Below are 22,492 nucleotides of genomic sequence, written 5' to 3'. Positions count from 1 at the left end.
ACAAAAAAGCCGCTAACTAAGTAGCGGCTTTTTCTTTTAATTCAATTATCTGTTAGCTCATGGCTAATTGCAGTTTTTTCATTGCTGACTTTTCTAACTGACGTACGCGCTCTGCTGATACATTGTATTTTTCAGCTAAATCTTGCAGTGTCGCCTTTTCATCAGCCAGCCAACGCGCACTGACGATATCTTGCGAACGTTCGTCTAGTGTTTTAAGCGCGTTAAATAAACGCGTTTGCGATTGTTCTTGCCATTGCTCTTCTTCTACCACATCAGCCAAATCACCGTTTGAATCTGTTAGGTACTGAACAGGAGAGTAACTGCTTGTAGGTGCGTCATCATTATCATCGCCAGTTAGGTCAAAGCCCATATCTTGGCCGCTCATACGCGATTCCATTTCACGTACTTCTTTTTCACTCACACCCAACTCGTTAGCAACGGTGGTTACTTCATCTTGATTGAACCAGCCCAAACGCTTTTTGTTTTTTCTTAAATTGAAAAACAATTTACGTTGTGCTTTTGTTGTCGCTACCTTAACAATGCGCCAATTCTTCAATACATATTCATGAATTTCGGCTTTTATCCAATGTACTGCGAACGAAACAAGTCTAACACCGACATCAGGATTAAAACGTTTAACAGCCTTCATCAGACCTATGTTACCTTCTTGGATTAAATCTGCCTGCGGTAAGCCGTAGCCAGAATAACTTTTCGCAATATGGGCAACAAAGCGAAGGTGAGAAACGATGAGTTGTTTAGCAGCTTCCAAGTCCCCTTCTTGCTGAAGGCGAGTGGCCAACACTTTCTCTTCCTCGGCATCAAGCATAGGAATAGAGCTTACAGTTTGTAAGTAACCATCTAAGCTCGCGCTTTGTTGTCCAGCTGTTAGTGCTAATGCATATAAGTCTTTACTCATTTTTCACCTCAGTGATAAATATTTCAGTCCATTTTAGCACTCTTCAAGCAAGAGTGCTAATGTGTATATAATACTTTTTCAAAAGAAAATGCAAGCTTTTTCTTTTTGCTGTGGATCTTAAACTTAAACTATTGATTTATAGAAGGTCAAAATACGACACAAACGCAGAAAACAGATAATAACCTTGCTAGTCTAGCGTGTTTTTATGACTCAACTGTGACATTTTACGGGCACTTAAGGTAATTATTATTGCACTTAAGTGCCAAAAAGAAGGAGCTTATACTTTGTCCGGCTCGATATCTTTTATATAACGATGTACAGATAAAAATGATCCACCAAACCCTAAGGTTATTGCCAAAAGCAGTAAAATCATCAGTTCGTTTAAATTGAGTCCCTGTAACACAAACGAGCTTTGATACACTCCAGCAACCATAGAGACCGCCGACTCAAGCCACCATAACATCATTGCTACGCTCATAAATGCGACTAAACCACCAACAATGCCATACCATATACCAGTCCATATAAATGGTGTGTGAATAAACGTGTTTGTTGCACCAACCAGTTTCAAAACTTGAATTTCTTCTTTTTTATCCATAATCGATAGTCGAATGGTATTACCAATAATCAAGATCACTGCACTAAGTAATAGTAGTGCGATAGTCACAACACTTTCTTTCAATAAGCTCAACAATGCATTTAAGCGCTCTAACCACTCTATATCGAGTTTCCCAAACTCTACTTCACGTTCTTTTTCTAACTTGTCTAACAACTGTTGCGCTGCTTGCGGTTTTCGATAACGGCTAGTGGGTGTGACCAGTACCACATTGGGTAATGGGTTATCTTCTAAATAATCCAGAGCCTGACCAAATCCTGAGATACGTTTAAATTCATCAAGTGCCTGCGATTTGGATATAAGCTTTACATCCGCAACTTCTGGATACAGTGCAAGCCGCTTAGCTAAAGTTTGCGTTTGTTGTTCAGTCATTGACTCTTTAACAAATAGCGATATTTCTGCAGCATCGTTAAAACCACTGCTCACTTGTTGTACGTTTTTGACCACTATGTACAAGGTTGCCGGTAATGTTAGGCTTAGCCCTAATACCAAAATAGTCATCATAGAAGCCATCGGCGTGCGCCACATTTCACCTAAGCTATTGACCCCTTGACGCAGTACCGTCATCACAAAAAAGTAAACACGCATGAACATAGATTTATTTTGGCTCATGGTTTGCGCTTCACGGCTTTTAAACAATAAGCTCATAACCCTCCCTCCATTAGCGGATCTTGACTCATTCGACCATGATTTAACGTCAAACTACGATATTTCATTCTGGCAATGAGTCCGAGGTCGTGGGTAGCAATAAGCACAGCCGTACCGTGACGGTTGAAATCTTCAAATAACTTTAAAATTTCCATTGATAACTCAGGGTCTAAGTTACCCGTTGGTTCATCTGCCAATAGCAGCGGAGGTGAATTTACAATCGCTCGAGCGATACCAACTCGCTGCTGTTCTCCTCCAGATAATGTACTGGGTTGGCAACGTACCTTATCTAACAAACCCACTTTGTCTAATGCTGCATGCACCCTTTTAGCAATGTGTTTGTGGTGCATACCTTCGATAACCAAAGGCAGTGCAACATTATCAAATACGTTGTAGCGCTCAAGTAAGCGATGGTTTTGGAATATAATCCCTATATCTCGTCTAACGAAAGGGATCTGTCGATTGCTAACGCCATTTAAGTCAACACCATTAATAAAAACGTGCCCAGCAGAGGGGCGTTCCATAACGCTGATCAACTTTAGTAAAGTACTTTTTCCTGCACCGCTGTGACCGGTTAAAAAAGCAAGTTCGCCATTGCCTAGCTCAAAGCTCACTTTTTCTAGCGCTCTGTGGCCACCAGGATAACTTTTGCTGACTTGGTCAAATTTGATCATGTTAGGCCTGCTTATAATTGTGTTTTAGACCAAAGAAAAGGAGCACCTTGTCTCCCTATCACTCATTAGTTAAGCATCGTCATTGCTAAACAATGCTTCGATGAAGTCATCGCTTTTAAATGTTCTCAAATCATCAATGCCCTCTCCAACACCGATGTAGCGAATTGGTATTTGGAATTTATCAGCAACTGCAAATATAACACCGCCCTTGGCTGTACCATCTAGTTTAGTCAAAGTAATACCTGTCAGCCCTACCGCTTTATTAAATAGGTTCACTTGGCTAATTGCATTTTGACCAGTGCCCGCATCAATAGTCAACATCACTTCATGAGGCGCATCAGGGTCTAGTTTTTTCATAACGCGCGCTATTTTTTCAAGCTCTTGCATTAGATTATCTTTGTTCTGTAAACGTCCTGCTGTATCGGCAATTAATACGTCAACATTGCGAGCCTGAGCTGCTTGAAATGCATCAAATACAACAGACGCACTATCAGCTCCTGTATGTTGAGCAATAACAGGGATACTATTACGCTCCCCCCACACTTGTAGCTGCTCTACTGCAGCAGCCCTAAAGGTATCGCCAGCGGCCAACATCACTGACTTACCTTGTTGCTGGAATTGCTTGGCAAGTTTACCTATGGTGGTGGTTTTGCCAACACCATTTACACCCACCATCAATATCACAAATGGCTTTTTATTTTCAGGTAATTCAAGCGGCTTTTCGGCTTCTTTTAGCATATCAGCCATTTCTTGCTTCATTAATTCATAAAGTGCATCACCGTCTTTTAACTGTTTGCGATCAGCTGCATCAGTTAAGTTGTCGATCAACTTCATAGTCGTATCAACGCCAAGGTCGGCAGTTAAGAGTTGGGTTTCTAACTCTTCAAATAATTCGTCGTCTATTTTCTTACCTTTGAAAATAGATGCGATCCCCGACCCTAAATTAACTTTTGTTTTGAGCAATCCTTTTTTCAGTCGAGAGAAAAAGCCTTCTTTTTTTGGTTTTTCTGCTTGCTCAGCCGATTCTTGCTCTGCTTGTGCTTTAGCCTGTGCTTCTGCGGCTAAACGTTGACGCTCGGCTTCTTCACGCGCAGCTCGCTCTGCAGCTTCTTGCTCTGCTTGTGCTTTAGCTTGTGCTTTAGCTTGTGCTTCTGCCGCTAAACGTTGACGCTCTGCTTCTTCGCGTGCCACTTGCTCTGCCGCTTCTCGCTCGGCCTGTGCTTTTGCCTGCGCCTCTGCTGCTAAACGTTGACGCTCTGCTTCTTCGCGTGCCGCTTGCTCTGCCGCTTCTTGTTCCGCTTTAGCTTGTGCTTCTGCCGCTAAACGTTGACGTTCGGCTTCTTCACGTGCTGCTTGCTCTGCCGCTTCTTGTTCCGCTTTAGCTTGTGCTTCTGCTGCTAAACGTTGACGCTCTGCTTCTTCGCGTGCCGCTTGCTCTGCAGCTTCTCGCTCGGCCTGTGCTTTTGCCTGCGCCTCTACTACTAAACGTTGACGCTCAGCTTCTTCACGCGCGGCTTGCTCAGCTGCTTCTTGTTCAGCCTGTGCTGTCGCTTGTGCTTCTGCCGCTAAACGTTGACGTTCAGCTTCTTCACGCGCCGCTTTCTCCGCCGCTTCTCGCTCTGCTTGTGCTTTCGCCTGCGCCTCTGCCGCTATACGTTGACGCTCAGCTTCTTCTCGCGCCGCTTGCTCTGCGGCTTCTTGCTCTGCTTGCGCTTTAGCCTGTGCTTCTGCGTCTAAACGCTGACGCTCCGCTTCTTCACGTGCTGCTTGCTCTGCGGCTTCTTGCTCGGCCTGTGCTTTAGCCTGCGCTTCTGCAGCTAAACGCAGACGCTCTGCTTCTTCTCGTGAAGCCTGTTCCGCCGCTTCTTGTTCTGCTTGTGCTTTAGCGAGATTTTCCTCTACCTCAGCTTGTTGCTGTGATTGCTCTGTTTCTTTTTTGCCAAATCCAAACCAAGACAGAAATTTGTTCTTTTTTCCCATGCTCGCTAAATACCGTATTTAATAAATCTGATAAACTGACAAAGGTTCAATTTTGATCGCGTTGAATGCAATCAGGAACCACAATTAATGACTGTCACGCTTATTCCGCTCGTTGAATGCGTGCAACCGTCAAATTAAATTCAAAATTAGCGCGCAGTGTATCATGTTCCTGAGGGATGAAAAATGTAGCTGCCATGATTTATCCAAGTGAAAATATTAAGATTCTATGACCAATGGCACATATGAGAAAAAACAAAAGCTCACACGCTAACCAAAATGACGGTGTGATCCGCATCATTAGCGGTCAATTCAAAGGACGAAAGCTACCAGTAAAAGATGTAACTGGATTGCGACCTACAACAGATAGAGTCAAAGAAACCGTATTCAATTGGTTAATGCAAGACACCAGAGAGGCTACTGTATTAGATTGTTTTGCAGGCTCTGGGGGGTTAGGTTTTGAGTGTTTATCAAGATTTGCTGAGAGCGCTTGTTTTATCGAGCTGGACAAGCAAGCTGCTCAACAACTGCAAAATAATATTACCACACTCAAATTAACTAATGCCCGAGTTTTAAACAAAAATACTATCGATGTACTATCCAATAACGACGATAATCTAGTTTTTAACTTAATATTTGTTGATCCGCCGTTTCGAAAAGAACTTGCGCAACACACTTGTCAGCTTTTAGAGCAAAATAATTGGCTTACTGACGATGCATTAATCTATGTAGAAGTAGAAAAAGAGCTTAATTTAAGCGCGCCAAATAACTGGCAAATCATCAAGGAAAAGCAGGCAGGACAAGTGTTGTGCCGACTTTACCAACGACACAAGTAAGCTGTCGAACATTTAGCTATAATTTAGGCTTTACATGTGGTGTTGCTTCAGATTACAATACCGCACCATTTTTGAACCACTTGATCAACATTTGATCAGCGTGAGCATTGCTCATTAATTAGGTAGGTGAATTTTTAATGCCAGTAATTAAAGTAAGAGAAAACGAACCGTTTGACGTTGCACTTCGTCGTTTCAAGCGTTCATGTGAAAAAGCAGGTATCCTTTCAGAAGTTCGTAGTCGCGAGCACTATGAAAAGCCAACAGCTGAGCGTAAGCGCAAGAAAGCTGCAGCGGTTAAGCGTCACATGAAGAAGCTTTCTCGCGAAAACGCACGTCGCGTTAAATTATACTAATCGGTTTCGGTCTTGTATAAATGAGTCTTCTAATTAAGCTAAAAGACGCACAAAAAGATGCCATGCGTGCTAAAGACAAATTAAGTCTTAGTGCAATTCGCATGGTACTTGCTGAAATTAAACAGCGTGAAATTGACAATCAAACAACACTTGATGATGCAGGTATTACCACTGTCTTAGTGAAGTTAGTTAAACAGCGCCGTGATTCTTTCACCCAGTATAAAGATGCTGGTCGTGACGATTTAGCTGAAATAGAAGCAAATGAAATCACTGTTCTAGAAACTTTCTTACCTCAGCCTTTGACTGAAGAAGAAATAGTCGCATTGATTGATACTGCTATTGCCGACACCGGCGCAGCAGGTATGCAAGACATGGGTAAAGTTATGGGCATAATCAAGTCTAAAGCTGAAGGTCGCGCCGACATGGGTAAGATCTCAGGTTTAATTAAACAACGATTAAGCGCGTAATCCCGCATACAGATTGTATGATAAAGTGAACCGAGCCTAGCGCTCGGTTTCTTCGTCTAGGCATAAAGGAACTTCGTTAGAATAAGTATGGCTGGAAAGATCCCAAGACAGTTTATTGATGAATTACTTGATAGAACCGACATTGTCGATTTGATCGACGCTCGTGTTGGGCTAAAAAAAGCAGGTAAAGACTATCAAGCATGCTGCCCTTTTCATAACGAAAAATCCCCTTCATTTACCGTATCAAGAGACAAACAGTTCTACCATTGTTTTGGTTGTGGTGCGAATGGCAACGCAATTTCATTTATGATGGAGTACGACAAACTTGAATTTGTCGACGCCATAGAAGAACTTGCAAGTCTTCTAAATCTAGAAGTGCCTCGTGAACAAAGCACTGGCAAACCTGAGCGAACAGTTGAACAAAAGCGCTCCGATTACGACTTAATGATGCAAACTGCCAAGTTTTATCAACATCAGTTGAAACATCATAAAAATGCCAGTCAAGTCATTGAATACGTTAAAAGCCGCGGTCTGTCTGGTGAAACAGTTCAACATTACATGATTGGTTATGCCCCGCCAGAATGGGAATCTCTATGCCAACAAGTTGGTAGAAATCAGCAACAAAAGCAGCAATTAATTGAGTTGAAACTCGCATCGGAAAAGACACCTGGTCGCCAATTTGATTTTTTCCGAGATAGATTAATGTTTCCCATCAGGGATAAGCGTGGCCGCGTAATTGCGTTTGGTGGTCGCGTTATGGGAGACGCTCAAGGGCCGAAATATCTCAACTCACCTGAAACACGCATTTTCCATAAAGGCTTTGAACTGTATGGTCTTTTTGAAGCTAAACAAGCTAATGATAAGCTTGATAAAATATTGATTGTTGAAGGTTATATGGATGTTGTGGCGCTAGCAGAGCAAGGTATAACCTATGCCGTTGCAGCTCTTGGTACGGCAACCACAGCTGAGCACATGCAAACATTATTCAGAACCACTGATAAGGTTATCTGCTGTTATGATGGCGATAGAGCCGGCAAAGATGCCGCATGGCGCGCGCTTGAACATGCCTTGCCGTATTTAAAAGATGGCAAGTCTCTGCAATTCGTATTTTTACCCGATGGCGAAGACCCTGACTCATTAGTACAAAAAGAAGGTAAAGATAAGTTCGAGCAACGTTTATCGCAAGCAAAAGAATTCTCGAAAGTATTATTTGATAAGTTAGCGCAAAGTTGCGATTTAACAAATGATGCTGGTAAAGCTAAATTACTCAGTGATGCTTTACCTTTGATAAGTAAACTCCCCAGTGAGTTTTACCAAGAAAGTTTACTAGAAAAGCTAGCACGGCTTATAGGCAGAACCACTGAACAACTATCTGCCAAGCTTGCAACCCCAAAACAGCAAAAAAATATTGAGCGAAAGTTTAAGGTAACCCCAATGCGCAGAGCGATTGGTTTGCTAATACAGCATCCAAGCCTAGCGACTTGCATTGACTACCTACCCGAACTTGCGCAAATGAATATTCCCGGTATTGAGTTACTGTTAGAGCTGCAGTCTGTTTGTCTAAATCATCCAAGTTATACCACAGCACAACTACTTGAATATTTTAGGGACAAACCACAATATCAGGCGTTACAAAAACTGGCCGTTTGGCAACATGAGATCAATGACCAAGCTTTAATACAAGAATTTCAAAATACTTTTCAGTTTATTGAAGATCAATGTTTAAACTTTAGGTTAGAGACCTTATTTATAAAAGACAAAACACAAGGTTTAACCAGCGAAGAACGACAAGAATGTGCACTATTGATGCAAGCTTTAAAGCGGTAGAAGAGCTAGTCAAAATTAAATTTTGCTGCTATAATGTTCTATTCACTGCGTCATGCAAATTGTTGGGTGTTTTTAGCTGGCGCCTGTTGTATCAACTTATCAGAGTGGAAGCATAAATCTCTATGGATCAATCTCCTCAGTCACAACTCAAACTTCTGATTCAGAAAGGTAAAGAGCAAGGTTACTTAACTTTTGCAGAAGTTAACGATCACCTTCCACAAGACATAATAGACTCAGATCAGGTAGAAGACATCATCAGTATGATCAATGACATGGGTATTCAGGTAGCCGAAAGCGCCCCTGATGCCGATGAATTGATGATGCAGGAAACCACTACCGACGAAGATGCCGCAGAGGCAGCAGCAGCAGCACTTGCTTCGGTAGATAAAGAAATCGGTCGTACTACCGATCCGGTACGCATGTATATGCGTGAAATGGGTACTGTTGAGCTACTAACTCGCGAAGGCGAGATTTTAATCGCAAAGCGAATTGAAGAAGGTATCAACCAAGTTCAAATCTCTGTAGCAGAGTACCCAGAAGCTATCACTTATTTGCTTGAGCAATGGGACAAGTTTGAAGCTGAAGAGATGCGCCTAAGCGACATCGTATCAGGCTTTTTTGACCCTAACGCTGAAGAGACGCAAATCTCTGCAACGCACATCGGCTCGGAGCTAAGCGATGAAGACTTAGCTGATGAAGATGATGAAGATGATGAAAGCAGCGAAGATGAAGAAGATGCCGATACGGGGCCTGATCCTGAAGAAGCTCGCGTTCACTTTGAACAGCTTCGTGCTTTATATAATAAAGCAAGAGAAGTCTTTGAAGCAAAAGGCCGTGCACACCCAGATTCACAAGCTGCAATTTTTGAAATTGGCGAGTTATTCCGTACTTTCAAACTAGTGCCAAAACAGTTTGACCGCATGGTTAACAACATGCGCGAAATGATGGACAGAGTACGTGTACAAGAACGTATCGTCATGAAACAAGCTGTTCAAATTGCTAGAGTACCAAAGAAAACATTCGTTAAGCATTTTGCTAATAACGAAACAGATATGTCTTGGATTGACGCTGAAATCGCAGCGGGTGAAAAGCATTCTGAGAAACTAGCCGAAGTTAAACCTGAAATTGAGCGTTGTATCAACAAGCTTAAAGCTATTGAAGAAAGCACCGGCTTAACCGTTGAAAGAATTAAAGATATCAACCGTCGTATGAGTATTGGTGAAGCTAAAGCTCGCCGTGCGAAAAAAGAAATGGTTGAGGCAAACTTGCGTCTTGTAATTTCAATCGCTAAAAAATACACCAACCGAGGTTTACAATTCTTAGATCTAATCCAAGAAGGTAACATTGGTTTGATGAAAGCGGTTGATAAGTTTGAGTATCGCCGTGGTTATAAGTTCTCTACTTATGCTACATGGTGGATCCGCCAGGCAATTACACGTTCAATTGCTGACCAAGCGCGTACTATTCGTATTCCGGTACATATGATTGAAACTATCAATAAGCTTAATCGTATCTCTCGCCAGATGCTTCAGGAAATGGGCCGTGAGCCAAACCCTGAAGAGCTTGCTGAGCGTATGATGATGCCTGAAGATAAAATTCGCAAAGTACTGAAGATTGCTAAAGAGCCAATCTCTATGGAAACGCCTATCGGTGATGATGAAGATTCTCATCTTGGTGATTTCATCGAAGACACAACCATTGAGTCGCCAATCGACTCGGCAACAATGGAAAGTCTTCGCGGTGCAACCAACGAAGTACTAGCGGGCTTAACCGCTCGTGAAGCGAAGGTACTACGTATGCGCTTTGGTATCGACATGAATACTGATCATACACTTGAAGAAGTGGGCAAACAGTTTGATGTAACACGTGAACGTATTCGTCAGATTGAAGCAAAAGCGCTACGTAAGCTGCGCCACCCTTCACGCTCAGATCTTCTGAAAAGCTTTTTGGATGTAAAAGGTTAATGCCCTTTTAATTCAACAAGAATTGAATAAAGGCCGCAACTGCGGCCTTTTTAATAACTCGCAAATTTTAGGAAAGCTCATGGCTTGGATCCAAATCCGCATTCACGCTAACAAAGAAACAGCTGACAAACTCAGTGATTTATTACTCGATGTAGGTTGCCCTTCGGTCACTTTTATGGACGGCAGCAACAACCCCGTTTACGAACCAAAACCTGGTGAAGTGATCTTTTGGCCAGACACGATTGTGATTGGCTTGTTTGATGCCGCTCATGATATGGATGTAGTTGTTGCTTATCTAAAAGCCAATAGTGAACAACCGCTTACGTATAAAATCGAGCAACTTGAAGATAAAGACTGGGAACGAGAATGGATGGATAACTTCCATCCTATTAAGTTTGGTGAGCGGTTATGGATATGCCCAAGTTGGCGAGATGTTCCAGACCCTGAAGCAATCAATGTATTGTTAGACCCAGGGTTGGCTTTCGGTACTGGCTCACACGCAACCACAGCACTATGTTTGCAGTGGTTAGAGAGCCAAGATTTAAGAGGTAAAACAGTAGTTGATTTTGGCTGTGGCTCTGGCATTTTGGGAATTGCAGCCATCAAGCTAGGTGCGCAGCGCGTGATAGGTATTGATATTGATCCTCAAGCACTAGCTGCGAGCTTAGACAATGCGCAGCGTAACGGCGTGGCAGATAAATTAGAGGTTTACTTACCCGAAGATCAGCCTGAATTTGCGGCCGATGTAGTGGTTGCAAATATCCTCGCACAGCCACTTAGAGAGCTGCACGAAATTATCTTGGGCTTTTTAAAACCTGATGGCCTAATTGCCATGTCAGGTATCTTAGCTGAGCAAGCACAATCAGTTGCTGACGTGTATGCGCCTTTTATTGCGCTTGATGACATTGCACAAGATGGCGAATGGACTCGAGTAAGTGGTCAAAAAGCTTAAAAGCAGAGTTTTTATTGGAACTCAGAGTTAGTAACTTGTAACAGCTAAAGCCTGTGTTTAACAGGCTTTACTGTTTTTTCACAGCAAGCATCGATTTATTTTTATACACTCCCTATCTTCTTCTGAACAAAAATCAAACAAATAGACTCACGACTCAAACTGTTATAAAAAGTCAACCCAGAAAGTTCAAAAAAAAAGCAATAATGTTCAATTTATAGCCTTTGATTTTTGCAAAAAAAACCGTAAACTTAGCGCCCCTTGAAAAGAGGCAGATTGAACTACTGTGCGTATTGGTCCATACCAACTTGATAACAACATTATTGTGGCCCCTATGGCGGGGATCACTGATAGACCTTTTCGACAATTATGTCGTCGATTGGGTGCAGGCTTAGCTGTATCAGAAATGATGTCGTCAAACCCTAAGGTATGGAAAACAGATAAGTCAATGAACCGAATGGATCATAGTGGCGAGTCTGGCATTCGTTCAGTGCAAATTGCCGGTGCCGATCCTTTGTTGATGGCACAAGCAGCGCAGTTCAATGTAGCAAATGGGGCGCAGATCATAGATATCAATATGGGCTGCCCTGCAAAGAAAGTGAATAAGAAACTAGCAGGCTCTGCACTGTTGCAGTATCCAGAATTAGTAGAGCAGATAGTTCAAGCAGTGGTCGAAGCTGTAGAAGTGCCTGTAACGCTAAAAATCCGTACGGGTTGGGATACGCAAAATCGCAACGGTGTTGAAATAGCTAAAATTGCTGAACGTAATGGCATAGCCTCTCTTGCCGTACATGGCCGCACTAAAGCGTGTATGTACAAAGGAGAAGCTGAATATGCCACGATAAGGGATATCAAACGTGCAGTGAACATACCTGTGGTTGCCAATGGGGATATTACGTCTCCTCAAAAGGCGAAGCAGGTACTGGATTATACGGGCGCAGATGCCATCATGATTGGTCGAGCCGCCCAAGGTCGCCCTTGGATATTTAGGGAGATAGACCACTTTTTGCGAACTGGAGAACAGCTACCAGCACCAGAAGTTTCTGAGGTACGTAGCATTTTGATGGAGCATTTAGAAAATCTTCATCAGTTTTACGGTGAGCCGATGGGAGCGCGCATCGCACGCAAACATGTATCATGGTATTTGCAAACTCATGACCAAGCAGGTCAGTTTAGGCGAGTATTTAATGCTCTTGAGACGCCAAATGAGCAGATCGAGGCATTAGAACAATACTTTGAAACACTAGCAGCTAACTAAGAAAGAAAGAGACATAATGATGTTCGAACAAAATGTGACTTCTCCATTTATCACTAACGCTCATGTTCAGTCACAAGAGAAACCGCAACCTTTACGCGATGCAGTAAAAAAAGCTGTTCATCACTATTTAAAGCAGCTTAACGGTCAAGATGTGCAAGACGTTTACGATCTTGTTCTTTCAGAGCTAGAAGCGCCGTTACTTGAGGAAGTAATGACTTATACTCGTGGTAACCAAACTCGCGCTGCGATTTTACTAGGTATCAACCGTGGTACTTTACGTAAAAAGCTTAAAAAATACGGCATGAACTAAAATCAAATCTGTTCATTACGTAAATAAAAAAGCACCTTAGGGTGCTTTTTTACGTTTCATGCTTCATTCCTATACTTATGCCTGCGCGCTAACATATTGCTCCAACAATAAATTCAGAAATTCTCAATGGCACATCGCGGTTTATGATCGTTTTCTTACGTAAATTAGGCTAAAATAGCGCCCTTCTAAGCTAGCCCTTAACTTATCATTGAGGAAATCCAAACCATCATGGATATACATCGTCCAATTCGTCGCGCGTTATTAAGCGTGTCAGATAAAACCGGTATCGTAGAACTTGCCCGCGCACTAAACGCACACGGCGTAGAAATCCTCTCTACAGGCGGTACATTTAAATTACTAACGGATAACGGCATTGCTGCCACGGAAGTATCTGACTATACAGGTCACCCCGAGATCATGGATGGCCGTGTAAAAACTTTGCACCCCAAAGTACATGGCGGCATTTTAGCGCGTCGCGGCCAAGACGAAGCCGTTATGGCCGAAAATGATATCTGCGCTATCGACATGGTTGTGGTTAACTTATACCCCTTTGCACAAACTGTTGCAAAAGCTGACTGTAGCCTTGAAGATGCAATTGAAAACATCGATATTGGTGGACCTACTATGGTTCGCGCCGCGGCTAAAAACCATAAAGATGTAACCATTGTTGTGAATACGCATGACTATAACCGCGTTATTAAAGAGCTAAAAGAAAATAATGGCTCGACAACTTATAAAACTCGCTTTGATTTAGCCATCGCAGCCTATGAGCACACCGCTCAGTATGACGGTATGATAGCCAACTATTTTGGTAATATGGTTCCTGATTACACAGATGAAGCGGCTGTTGAAACCAAATTTCCACGCACTATCAATATGCAATTCACTAAAAAGCAAGATATGCGTTATGGCGAAAACTCGCACCAAGATGCCGCTTTTTACGTAGAAAATGATTTGCAAGAAGCCTCTGTAGCCACCGCTAAACAGCTGCAAGGTAAAGCTTTATCATTTAATAATATTGCCGACACAGACGCAGCGCTTGAATGCGTAAAAGAATTTGATGCACCAGCTTGTGTAATCGTAAAGCACGCGAACCCATGTGGTGTTGCTGTAGATGACAACATCCTCGCAGCCTATGACCGCGCATTTAAAACTGACCCAACCTCAGCGTTTGGTGGCATCATCGCATTCAACCGCGAGTTAGATGGTGATACTGCTGAAGCCATCGTATCTCGCCAGTTTGTGGAAGTGATAATCGCTCCTAGCATCTCTGAAGAAGCGGCACAAATTGTTGCTGCGAAAAAGAATGTTCGCCTATTAGAATGCGGACAATGGGGTGCCAAGACCACACAAGCAGATATCAAACGTGTTAACGGCGGTATTCTTGTACAAGACAGAGATCAGGGCATGGTTACTTTAGATGACCTAACAGTTGTATCTAAACGCCAACCTACTGAGCAAGAGTTACAAGATCTGCTGTTCTGCTGGAAAGTCGCTAAATTCGTTAAATCAAACGCCATTGTTTATGCCCGTGATGGCATGACGATTGGTGTCGGTGCAGGTCAAATGAGTCGCGTATATTCAGCAAAAATCGCAGGTATCAAAGCAGCGGATGAAAACTTAGAAGTCAAAGGGTCTGTTATGGCCTCTGACGCTTTCTTCCCATTCCGCGATGGTATTGATGCCGCGGCTGAAGCTGGAATTACCGCCGTGATTCAACCTGGTGGCTCGATGCGCGATGAAGAAGTCATCGCAGCAGCCGACGAAGCTGGCATGGCGATGGTATTTACCGGAATGCGTCACTTCCGTCACTAAAAATTACAGCGCGAACCGTTTAACGATTCGCGCTTTTTGTTTGCACTAATTTCAAGTATTCTGCTTAAAACACAATCACAAAAGTGAAGGAACAGAGAATGAAATTTGGTTTAAAAACACTACTTGCTGCAACGATTATAACCGCGCTAACAGGCTGTAATAGCAATAACGCTAACAGCACTCAGGTGACAGGCGGATCTGCGAGCGCATCAGCTATTATTTCTGCGACACAAAATGCAGAGCGCTCTGAAGAAAACCGAGCTCGTGACCAATACCGCAATCCGATAGAAACACTCGCGTTCTTTGGTCTTCAAGACGGTATGACGGTTGTTGAAATTGCCCCTGGTGGTGGCTGGTACTCTGAGATTTTAGCTCCTGCGTTAAAAGGTCAAGGTACATTGTATGCTGCACACTTTCCTGCTGACTCACAAGGGTATTACAAACGCTCTTTAGATGGCTTTAAAGACAAAGTGGCGAATGATCCGCGCTTTAGTGAAGTTAAAATAACCGAATTTGCACCTGTTACTCATTTAGATATTGCACCTGCTAGCAGCGCCGATATGGTTCTGACTTTTCGAAATGTACATAACTGGTACATGCGAGGAGAACATCAAGGTGTGCTAAGTGCCTTTAAAGCATTTAATAAAGCGCTTAAACCTGGCGGTATTTTAGGCGTGGTAGAGCACCGCTTACCAGAAGAGCGTGATGATGCTGACCAAAAACGCTCAGGTTATATGAAGCAAAGTTACGTGATTGAAGTAGCAAAACAAGCAGGTTTTGAATTAGTCGCACAAAGCGATATCAACGCAAACCCAAAAGACACGGCTGATCACCCTAAAGGAGTATGGACTTTACCGCCTCGTTTAGCACTAGGTGAAGAGCAAGCTGATAAATACAACGCTATTGGGGAAAGCGATCGCATGACTCTGAAATTTAAAAAGCTTTAATAGGAAAATAACGCCATGAATGTACTTGTCATTGGCAGTGGTGGCCGCGAGCATGCACTTGCGTTCAAAGCCGCTCAAAACCCATCGGTAAAAACAGTATTTGTAGCACCGGGCAACGCCGGCACTGCATTAGAGCCTAAGCTAACCAACGTAGCTATTGGTGTTGAAGATATCGAAGCGCTGGTTACATTTGCAAAGGACAATAAAGTAGAACTGACTATTGTTGGTCCTGAAGCTCCACTGGTAATTGGTGTGGTCGACCGCTTCCGCGAAGAAGGCCTAGCTATTTTTGGTCCAACTGCTGCGGCAGCACAGTTAGAGGGATCAAAATCTTTCACCAAAGATTTCTTAGCGCGTCACAATATCCCAACAGCTCAGTACCAAACGTTTGAACAAGTAGAGCCTGCATTGGCCTACTTGAAAGAACAAGGTGCACCAATTGTTGTAAAAGCAGACGGATTAGCTGCGGGTAAAGGCGTTATTGTTGCAATGACAGAAGCCGAAGCTGAAGAAGCTATTCGCGACATGCTAGCTGGTAATGCGTTTGGTGAAGCCGGTAGCCGCGTAGTTATCGAAGAGTTCTTAGAAGGTGAAGAAGCATCGTTTATCGTTATGGTTGACGGTAAAAATGTACTGCCATTTGCCACCAGCCAAGATCACAAACGTGCATACAATGGCGACGAAGGTCCGAACACAGGTGGCATGGGAGCGTACTCTCCTGCACCGGTTGTTACTGCGCAAATCCACCAACGAGTTATGGATGAAGTGATTTATCCAACCGTTGAGGGAATGGCGAGCGAAGGCAACCCATATACAGGGTTCTTATACGCAGGTCTGATGATCACCGCTGATGGTACGCCTAAAGTTATTGAGTATAACTGTCGTTTTGGCGATCCTGAAACACAGCCTATCATGTTGCGTTTACAATCTGATTTGGTTGAACTCATTGAAGCTGCAAATAGAGAAGAGCTTGATAAATTTGATATTAAGTTTGACCCTCGCGCTGCAGTAGGTGTTGTTCTAGCGGCTAAAGGTTATCCAGGTGACTACCCGAAAGGCGACGTTATAACAGGCCTTCAAGTGAGCTATCCTGAAGGGGAAAAAGTATTCCACGCGGGCACTAAGCAAGACGGTGAAGATGTTGTTACTGCTGGCGGTCGAGTGTTATGTGCAACTGCTCTTGGCCACTCTGTGACTGAAGCACAAAAGCGTGCTTACTCTCTCGTTAAAGATATCCACTGGGACGGCGTAGAATATCGTACTGATATTGCGTATCGCGCTATTGCTCGAGAGCAACAATAAATACTCCTTTAGGCCAGCGACAAGCTGGCCTAATTTATCTCACCACGCATGTACTGCACAACACATTCGCAACCTATAAAAATTTCGGTATACTCAAAGCATTAGCAAAGCTTTAGGAATAACCATGTCACAAAGATACCGCGTCTCATTTGTGGGATTAGAGAACACTACATCAGCTGAAGAAGTTGTGACAAATTTATGTGCTAAATTAAAAATCTCAGAGCAAAAGGCTAATGGCTTTTTAGCGAATAAACCCTTATTTGCTGTGGCTGATAAAGCCAAGTGCTTAAAACAAGTCAAACTCCTAGCTAGTTTCGGTATTCAAGCAAAGCTTATCCCCATAGAAGAAAATGTGTCTCAAATTCTTGCCCAACAACAAAAAGATGAACGCGTATTTGAAGCGCTAGACTATATCACCAGCAGCCTGATTCGTATTGAGGAACGCTTAGAAGAGCTTGAACAACGCCTACCGGAGCAAGTGCGTGAAGAGCAACAACAAGAGTCTCCTCAATGGCAAGATGACGAGTTGTTCGACGAATTAGAGTTAGATCTTGAAACAAAAAAGAAATTGCCAACACGTAAACTGCAATACCTACTCGCTACCGTGCTAATTGTATTATTAACGGTATTAGCGTTGGCTATCATGTATCCACAATGGTTCAATTTAGATTAGATAAATGCCTCATCATCAATCAAGTTTAAGCCTATCACGTTCAGATATTCGCAAGAATATTAGGAAAGCGAGAAATAACCTGAGTGATTCAGAGCAAAAACTCGCCGCGAAAAAAATTAATATTAATTTTTTTCAACACAAAAAACTCACTAAAAACGCCAAAATAGGCCTCTATCTAAGCAATGATGGAGAACTAGATACATCCGAATTAATACAATCACTTAATGATAAAAAACACCAAGTATTCCTACCTGTAATCCACCCTTTCAATGGCACCACATTACTCTTCCAGAGATATGAAAAAAATTCACCCATGAAGCTTAATCGCTATGCTATCTTGGAACCCAAGTTGAACTGTAGTCATATTTGTCCGCTTTATGAACTCGATTACTTGCTGATGCCTCTCGTTGCATTTGACAGCTTTGGAAATCGTTTGGGCATGGGCGGCGGTTATTACGATAAAACTTTGGCGCGCTATTACCAAGAAAACTTGCAAAAGCCTGAGTTAATTGGCCTTGCACATGATTGCCAGCAGGTTGAACAACTCCCGGTGGAAGCATGGGATGTTCCGCTACAGCAGATCATTACGCCAAGCAAATTTTATCAGTGGTAACACATAAACAGACTCATTCTTAGGCCACAATTACGATATACTCACAGTGTTCTATTTGACAACACAGTGAATTACGTAATGACCCAAGATGAAATGAAAAAAGCAGCTGCGTGGGCTGCATTAGAATATGTGAAAAAAGACACCATAGTAGGTGTTGGCACAGGCTCAACAGTGAACCACTTTATCGATGCCTTAGGTAGCATTAAAGAACAAATTAAAGGCGCTGTTTCTAGCTCTGAAGCGTCAACACAAAAGCTCAAGGCACTTGGTATTGAAGTATTTGAGCTCAACGATGTGGATGTCCTTGATATATATGTTGATGGCGCTGATGAGATTAATGCTAGCAACGACATGATCAAAGGTGGTGGCGCTGCACTAACGCGTGAAAAAATCGTCGCGGCGGTCGCCAAACAATTTATTTGTATTGTGGATAATACCAAGCATGTTACCACTTTGGGCGCTTTCCCACTACCAGTGGAAGTGATCCCAATGGCACGCAGCTATGTTGCAAGAGAATTATTAAAATTAGGTGGTGACCCTGTTTATAGACAAGGTGTTATCACCGATAACGGCAATGTCATCCTTGATGTGCATAACTTGCAAATCGAGGAACCTAAGCAGTTAGAACAAACTATCAACCAAATTGTCGGCGTTGTGACTAATGGCTTATTTGCGCAGCGTGGAGCCGATATTGTTATTATTGGGACCCCTGAGGGCCCTAAGATCAGTTAATAGGAATCAGTCATGAGTAAGGTATCGTTAGCCAAAGATAAAATCAAAATTTTGCTGTTAGAGGGCGTACACCAAAGCGCAGTCGAAACACTCAAACGCAATGGCTACAGTAATATAGATTACGTAAAAACATCGTTACCTGAAAATGAGTTGAAAGAGCGTATCAAAGATGCCCACTTTGTGGGTATCCGCTCTCGCACAAATTTAACCGAATCAATACTTGATGCCGCAGAAAAACTAGTTGCTGTAGGATGTTTTTGTATTGGAACTAACCAAGTTGATCTGCAAGCCGCCAAAGAACGTGGTATTGCCGTTTTCAACGCGCCTTTTTCAAATACCCGCTCTGTTGCCGAGCTGGTATTAGGTGAAATATTGTTATTGTTACGTGGTATTCCACAACGCAATGCTATGGCGCATCGTGGTGAATGGTTCAAGTCAGCGGTGGGCTCATATGAAGCACGTGGTAAAACGTTAGGCATCATTGGTTACGGCCACATCGGAACTCAGTTAGGGATCATGGCAGAGAATATCGGCATGAAAGTCGAGTTCTATGACATTGAAGACAAACTAACACTGGGAAATGCACAGCAAATTCAAAACATGACACAGCTTTTGCAACGCTCAGACGTCGTCAGTTTGCATGTGCCAGAAACCCCTTCAACGAAAAACCTAATTGGCATGGCTGAATTAGAAGTGATGAAGCAAGGCGCTATTTTGATCAACGCATCTCGCGGCACCGTTGTTGATATTGATGCACTAGCAGAAGCACTAAGAGACAAAAAGCTATCAGGGGCTGCTATTGACGTTTTCCCTGTAGAGCCAAAATCAAATGACGAAGAATTCATATCTCCGCTGCGAGAGTTTGATAATGTACTTTTAACACCGCATGTTGGTGGTTCAACACAAGAAGCTCAAGAAAACATCGGTATAGAAGTCGCGGGTAAAATAGCAAAGTATTCTGACAATGGTTCAACGCTTAGCGCAGTTAACTTCCCTGAAGTGTCTCTTCCTGAGCTTGCTAATCGCAGTCGTTTGTTACATGTTCACCACAACCGTCCTGGCGTGTTAACACAGATCAACCAAGCGTTTGCACAGCACGGCATTAACATTGCGGCTCAGTATCTACAAACCGACGATACGATAGGTTACGTTGTTATTGATGTGGATAGCGATCATTCAGAAGTCGCTTTAAAAGAATTAAGTGCTGTTGAAGGTACTATCCGAGCTAGGATCTTACATTAATTCTGTAATTAAAAGAAAAGCATCTAAAGGCCGCAGTGCTCGCGGCCTTTTTGTTTATTGACCTGTCACTTGTAGTTGTACATATTCTGAAAATGCGCTTACATCATGATTTAACATTGTCAGGTTATGAGACAAAGACTCAAGTGTTGTTTGCTCAGGAAGTGTCATTGTTATATTTAACATCTGTTGTCCGTTTAAAAAACGCATTAAGCCCGCTTTAACCTCCTGCTTCAACTCACTTTGCTCTACCCATTGCTTAGTGCGCACTAAAAACGTCTTATCATCATATTGATTGATTTTTAGTTGCTGCGTCAAAAATTCTGACATCGCGCCTAAGTTTTTAACTTTAAAGTGCAACGCATTGATATAAACGCGAGATATCGCCTCAATTAGCTGCTTCTCATCAGATGTCAGTTCATTCTCATTTTTAGCAAAAGGTTCGGCTTGTTGTTCCCGCACAAGTAAAGACGACTCCATTAGCGGTGTCGTGTTACTCAATGCAACGCCCAACTCCCAAGACACTACCTGCTCTGCATTTGCTTTAGCTACCAATGTAGAGTCCCCATTGAGCGAGTCATATGCAAGTGAAATATCAAAGTTAAGTCGGCTATCTTTCAACAAAGAAGCAACCTCAGGCAGCAGTGACTTTGCATATTGGCTATAGGTCAATCCCGTTAGTTTTAAACGCGTCAGCTCGCTTATCTTATTTGGTTCATACCCTATAAGTGTTAATTTATTGATGCTGAACATAGTGTTATGCTCTTTGTCGTCCACAACCAGATTATGTATATTCACGGTATCACTCAACAAATCAACACCAACATCTTGGTAAGATATATTGATACCACTTTGCTTTTGAATATTGACTAGCTGCTGTTCAAGCTTGGTCTGAATATTATGATTGGCCACTTGCTGCATAGCCCCATAACCAACCAGTACAGCCCCAAGTACAAGTAGTACCTTTTTCATCATTAAGTCTCTTTAAAAAAGTGCATCGAGTGCTTCACTTAAGCTATTAACCGCTATCACTTCCATGCCTTCAATCGGCTCTTTTGGTTTATTTGCACTGGGTACGATTGCACGTTTAAAGCCATGCTTGGCCGCTTCCTTTAAGCGCTCTTGGCCGCTGGGTACTGGGCGAATTTCACCTCCCAATCCAACTTCGCCAAAAACCACCAGCTGACGCTCTAACGAATAGTTTTTAAAACTCGATACCAACGCAACTATCAAAGCTAAATCAGCGCTGGTTTCGGATACCTTTACACCGCCCACAACATTAACAAAGACATCTTGGTCAGCCACTTGCAAACCTCCATGGCGATGTAATACGGCAAGTAACATAGCCAAGCGGTTTTGCTCCAAACCAACCGTTACGCGACGAGGATTGGCCAGTTGGGAATAATCCACCAATGCTTGTACCTCGACCAGCAGCGGCCTCGTTCCCTCCCAGATAACCATGACTAAAGAACCTGGCGTTTGCTCTTCACCTCGATTCAAGAAAATAGCAGAAGGATTGCTTACTTCTTTAAGTCCTTGCCCTGTCATCGCAAAAACCCCTAACTCGTTCACCGCACCAAAGCGGTTTTTATTGCCTCGTAGAGTCCTAAAACGGCTATCTGAACTACCTTCCAATAAAATCGAACAATCAATACAGTGCTCTAATACTTTAGGACCAGCTAAGCTACCATCTTTGGTAACATGCCCTACCATGAAGATAGCAACTTGGTTTTGCTTGGCAAATCGAGTGAGGTACGCTGCACTTTCTCGCACTTGTGACACACTACCTGGTGCCGACTGAACATCACTCATGTGCATAACCTGAATGGAGTCAATGACCATAATGCTGGGTTTTTCTTGTAAGGCTAATTGGCAAATAGTCTCTACATTGGTTTCGGCGAGAGTGCGTAGTTTATCCGTTGGCAAGCCAAGGCGATGAGCCCGCATCGCAACCTGCTGCAGTGATTCTTCACCCGTCACATAAAGGGTATTCATGGTTTGCGCGAGCAAACACATGGTTTGTAGCAGCACAGTACTTTTACCCGCCCCTGGTGAGCCACCAATTAATATCGCGCTTCCTGGCACAACCCCACCACCAAGCACTCTGTCGAATTCTTTAAAGCCTGTACTAAAGCGTGGCAAGCTTTCTAAATTTACTTCATCCAAAGTTTGTACCTTGGCGTCCACCATCCCCGCATAGCCTGCCATTGCAGCACTGCGCGGTGGTGCCTTTACAGAAGGGACACGAAATTCTGTGACTGTGTTCCACGCTCTACACTCAGAGCACTGTCCTTGCCAACGAGCAAACTCTGCTCCGCAGTCACTACATACAAAGGCGGTTTTCTTTTTTACCATACTATTGGGCACACTTATTGC

General features: G+C 43.0%; 21 protein-coding genes. 15 read left to right on the top strand and 6 right to left on the bottom strand.

Features of this window, described 5'->3' with window-relative positions; genetic code table 11:
- Nucleotides 1–52: 52 nt before the first annotated feature.
- The 4 genes from rpoH to ftsY all read right to left on the bottom strand — a co-directional run bounded on the left by rpoH (nt 53) and on the right by ftsY (nt 4,834).
- A complete protein-coding gene (gene rpoH / locus HC733_RS05710; RefSeq protein ID WP_190364084.1) occupies nt 53–916 on the bottom strand; it encodes an RNA polymerase sigma factor RpoH in 864 nt (287 codons plus the stop codon).
- 277 nt (nt 917–1,193) lie between these two features.
- Nucleotides 1,194–2,180 carry a permease-like cell division protein FtsX gene (gene ftsX, locus HC733_RS05705; protein ID WP_190364083.1) on the bottom strand — a complete coding sequence of 329 codons (987 nt, stop codon included), beginning with the start codon at nt 2,178–2,180 and terminating at the stop codon, nt 1,194–1,196.
- Nucleotides 2,177–2,854, bottom strand: a complete 678-nt coding sequence (gene ftsE, locus HC733_RS05700) for a cell division ATP-binding protein FtsE (RefSeq protein ID WP_190364082.1) — start codon at nt 2,852–2,854, stop codon at nt 2,177–2,179. Before ftsE ends, ftsX begins: the two co-directional genes overlap by 4 nt.
- Before the next feature lie 69 nt (nt 2,855–2,923).
- The gene (gene ftsY, locus HC733_RS05695; protein WP_190364081.1) at nt 2,924–4,834 is read right to left on the bottom strand and encodes a signal recognition particle-docking protein FtsY; all 1,911 of its coding nucleotides are present in this window, start codon (nt 4,832–4,834) and stop codon (nt 2,924–2,926) included.
- A 242-nt stretch (nt 4,835–5,076) separates the two neighbouring features.
- On the opposite strand from ftsY, the gene rsmD reads away from it, so the two are divergent.
- The 15 genes from rsmD to serA all read left to right on the top strand — a co-directional run bounded on the left by rsmD (nt 5,077) and on the right by serA (nt 20,119).
- Nucleotides 5,077–5,667, top strand: a complete 591-nt coding sequence (rsmD, locus tag HC733_RS05690) for a 16S rRNA (guanine(966)-N(2))-methyltransferase RsmD (RefSeq protein ID WP_190364080.1) — start codon at nt 5,077–5,079, stop codon at nt 5,665–5,667.
- 137 nt (nt 5,668–5,804) lie between these two features.
- The gene (gene rpsU, locus HC733_RS05685) at nt 5,805–6,020 is read left to right on the top strand and encodes a 30S ribosomal protein S21 (protein WP_190364079.1); all 216 of its coding nucleotides are present in this window, start codon (nt 5,805–5,807) and stop codon (nt 6,018–6,020) included.
- A gap of 20 nt (nt 6,021–6,040) precedes the next feature.
- Nucleotides 6,041–6,487 carry a GatB/YqeY domain-containing protein gene (locus tag HC733_RS05680; RefSeq protein WP_190364078.1) on the top strand — a complete coding sequence of 149 codons (447 nt, stop codon included), beginning with the start codon at nt 6,041–6,043 and terminating at the stop codon, nt 6,485–6,487.
- 87 nt (nt 6,488–6,574) lie between these two features.
- Nucleotides 6,575–8,314: a DNA primase gene (gene dnaG / locus HC733_RS05675; protein ID WP_190364077.1), complete on the top strand. Its 1,740-nt coding sequence runs from the start codon at nt 6,575–6,577 to the stop codon at nt 8,312–8,314.
- Nucleotides 8,315–8,436: 122 nt separating this feature from the next.
- Nucleotides 8,437–10,278 (top strand): RNA polymerase sigma factor RpoD, encoded by a 1,842-nt coding sequence (gene rpoD, locus HC733_RS05670; RefSeq protein ID WP_190364076.1) that lies wholly within the window; start codon nt 8,437–8,439, stop codon nt 10,276–10,278.
- Nucleotides 10,279–10,357: 79 nt separating this feature from the next.
- Nucleotides 10,358–11,230: a 50S ribosomal protein L11 methyltransferase gene (gene prmA / locus HC733_RS05665; RefSeq protein ID WP_190364075.1), complete on the top strand. Its 873-nt coding sequence runs from the start codon at nt 10,358–10,360 to the stop codon at nt 11,228–11,230.
- A 283-nt stretch (nt 11,231–11,513) separates the two neighbouring features.
- Nucleotides 11,514–12,485, top strand: a complete 972-nt coding sequence (dusB, locus tag HC733_RS05660; RefSeq protein WP_190364074.1) for a tRNA dihydrouridine synthase DusB — start codon at nt 11,514–11,516, stop codon at nt 12,483–12,485.
- 19 nt (nt 12,486–12,504) lie between these two features.
- Nucleotides 12,505–12,795: a DNA-binding transcriptional regulator Fis gene (fis, locus tag HC733_RS05655; protein ID WP_005491017.1), complete on the top strand. Its 291-nt coding sequence runs from the start codon at nt 12,505–12,507 to the stop codon at nt 12,793–12,795.
- A 228-nt stretch (nt 12,796–13,023) separates the two neighbouring features.
- Nucleotides 13,024–14,610 (top strand): bifunctional phosphoribosylaminoimidazolecarboxamide formyltransferase/IMP cyclohydrolase, encoded by a 1,587-nt coding sequence (gene purH, locus HC733_RS05650; protein ID WP_190364073.1) that lies wholly within the window; start codon nt 13,024–13,026, stop codon nt 14,608–14,610.
- A 98-nt stretch (nt 14,611–14,708) separates the two neighbouring features.
- The gene (locus HC733_RS05645; protein ID WP_190364072.1) at nt 14,709–15,557 is read left to right on the top strand and encodes a class I SAM-dependent methyltransferase; all 849 of its coding nucleotides are present in this window, start codon (nt 14,709–14,711) and stop codon (nt 15,555–15,557) included.
- A gap of 15 nt (nt 15,558–15,572) precedes the next feature.
- Nucleotides 15,573–16,859 (top strand): phosphoribosylamine--glycine ligase, encoded by a 1,287-nt coding sequence (gene purD, locus HC733_RS05640; protein WP_190364071.1) that lies wholly within the window; start codon nt 15,573–15,575, stop codon nt 16,857–16,859.
- Between the two features lie 124 nt (nt 16,860–16,983).
- On the top strand, nt 16,984–17,532 hold the full coding sequence (locus tag HC733_RS05635) for a hypothetical protein (protein WP_190364070.1): 549 nt from the start codon (nt 16,984–16,986) through the stop codon (nt 17,530–17,532).
- 4 nt (nt 17,533–17,536) lie between these two features.
- The gene (locus HC733_RS05630) at nt 17,537–18,145 is read left to right on the top strand and encodes a 5-formyltetrahydrofolate cyclo-ligase (RefSeq protein ID WP_190364069.1); all 609 of its coding nucleotides are present in this window, start codon (nt 17,537–17,539) and stop codon (nt 18,143–18,145) included.
- Between the two features lie 78 nt (nt 18,146–18,223).
- The gene (rpiA, locus tag HC733_RS05625; RefSeq protein WP_190364068.1) at nt 18,224–18,877 is read left to right on the top strand and encodes a ribose-5-phosphate isomerase RpiA; all 654 of its coding nucleotides are present in this window, start codon (nt 18,224–18,226) and stop codon (nt 18,875–18,877) included.
- A gap of 12 nt (nt 18,878–18,889) precedes the next feature.
- Nucleotides 18,890–20,119, top strand: a complete 1,230-nt coding sequence (gene serA / locus HC733_RS05620) for a phosphoglycerate dehydrogenase (protein WP_190364067.1) — start codon at nt 18,890–18,892, stop codon at nt 20,117–20,119.
- 54 nt (nt 20,120–20,173) lie between these two features.
- Here the strand turns inward: serA and HC733_RS05615 are convergent, their stop codons facing one another.
- Nucleotides 20,174–21,091 carry a hypothetical protein gene (locus tag HC733_RS05615; RefSeq protein ID WP_190364066.1) on the bottom strand — a complete coding sequence of 306 codons (918 nt, stop codon included), beginning with the start codon at nt 21,089–21,091 and terminating at the stop codon, nt 20,174–20,176.
- 9 nt (nt 21,092–21,100) lie between these two features.
- Nucleotides 21,101–22,471, bottom strand: a complete 1,371-nt coding sequence (radA, locus tag HC733_RS05610) for a DNA repair protein RadA (RefSeq protein WP_190364126.1) — start codon at nt 22,469–22,471, stop codon at nt 21,101–21,103.
- Nucleotides 22,472–22,492 lie beyond the last annotated feature (21 nt).

It is taken from the genome of Pseudoalteromonas sp. S16_S37 (assembly GCF_014694405.1).
In the GTDB taxonomy this organism is placed as follows: domain Bacteria; phylum Pseudomonadota; class Gammaproteobacteria; order Enterobacterales; family Alteromonadaceae; genus Pseudoalteromonas.
Note: the sequence above shows the minus strand (reverse complement) of the source record. Positions and strands in the feature narration are given on the sequence as shown.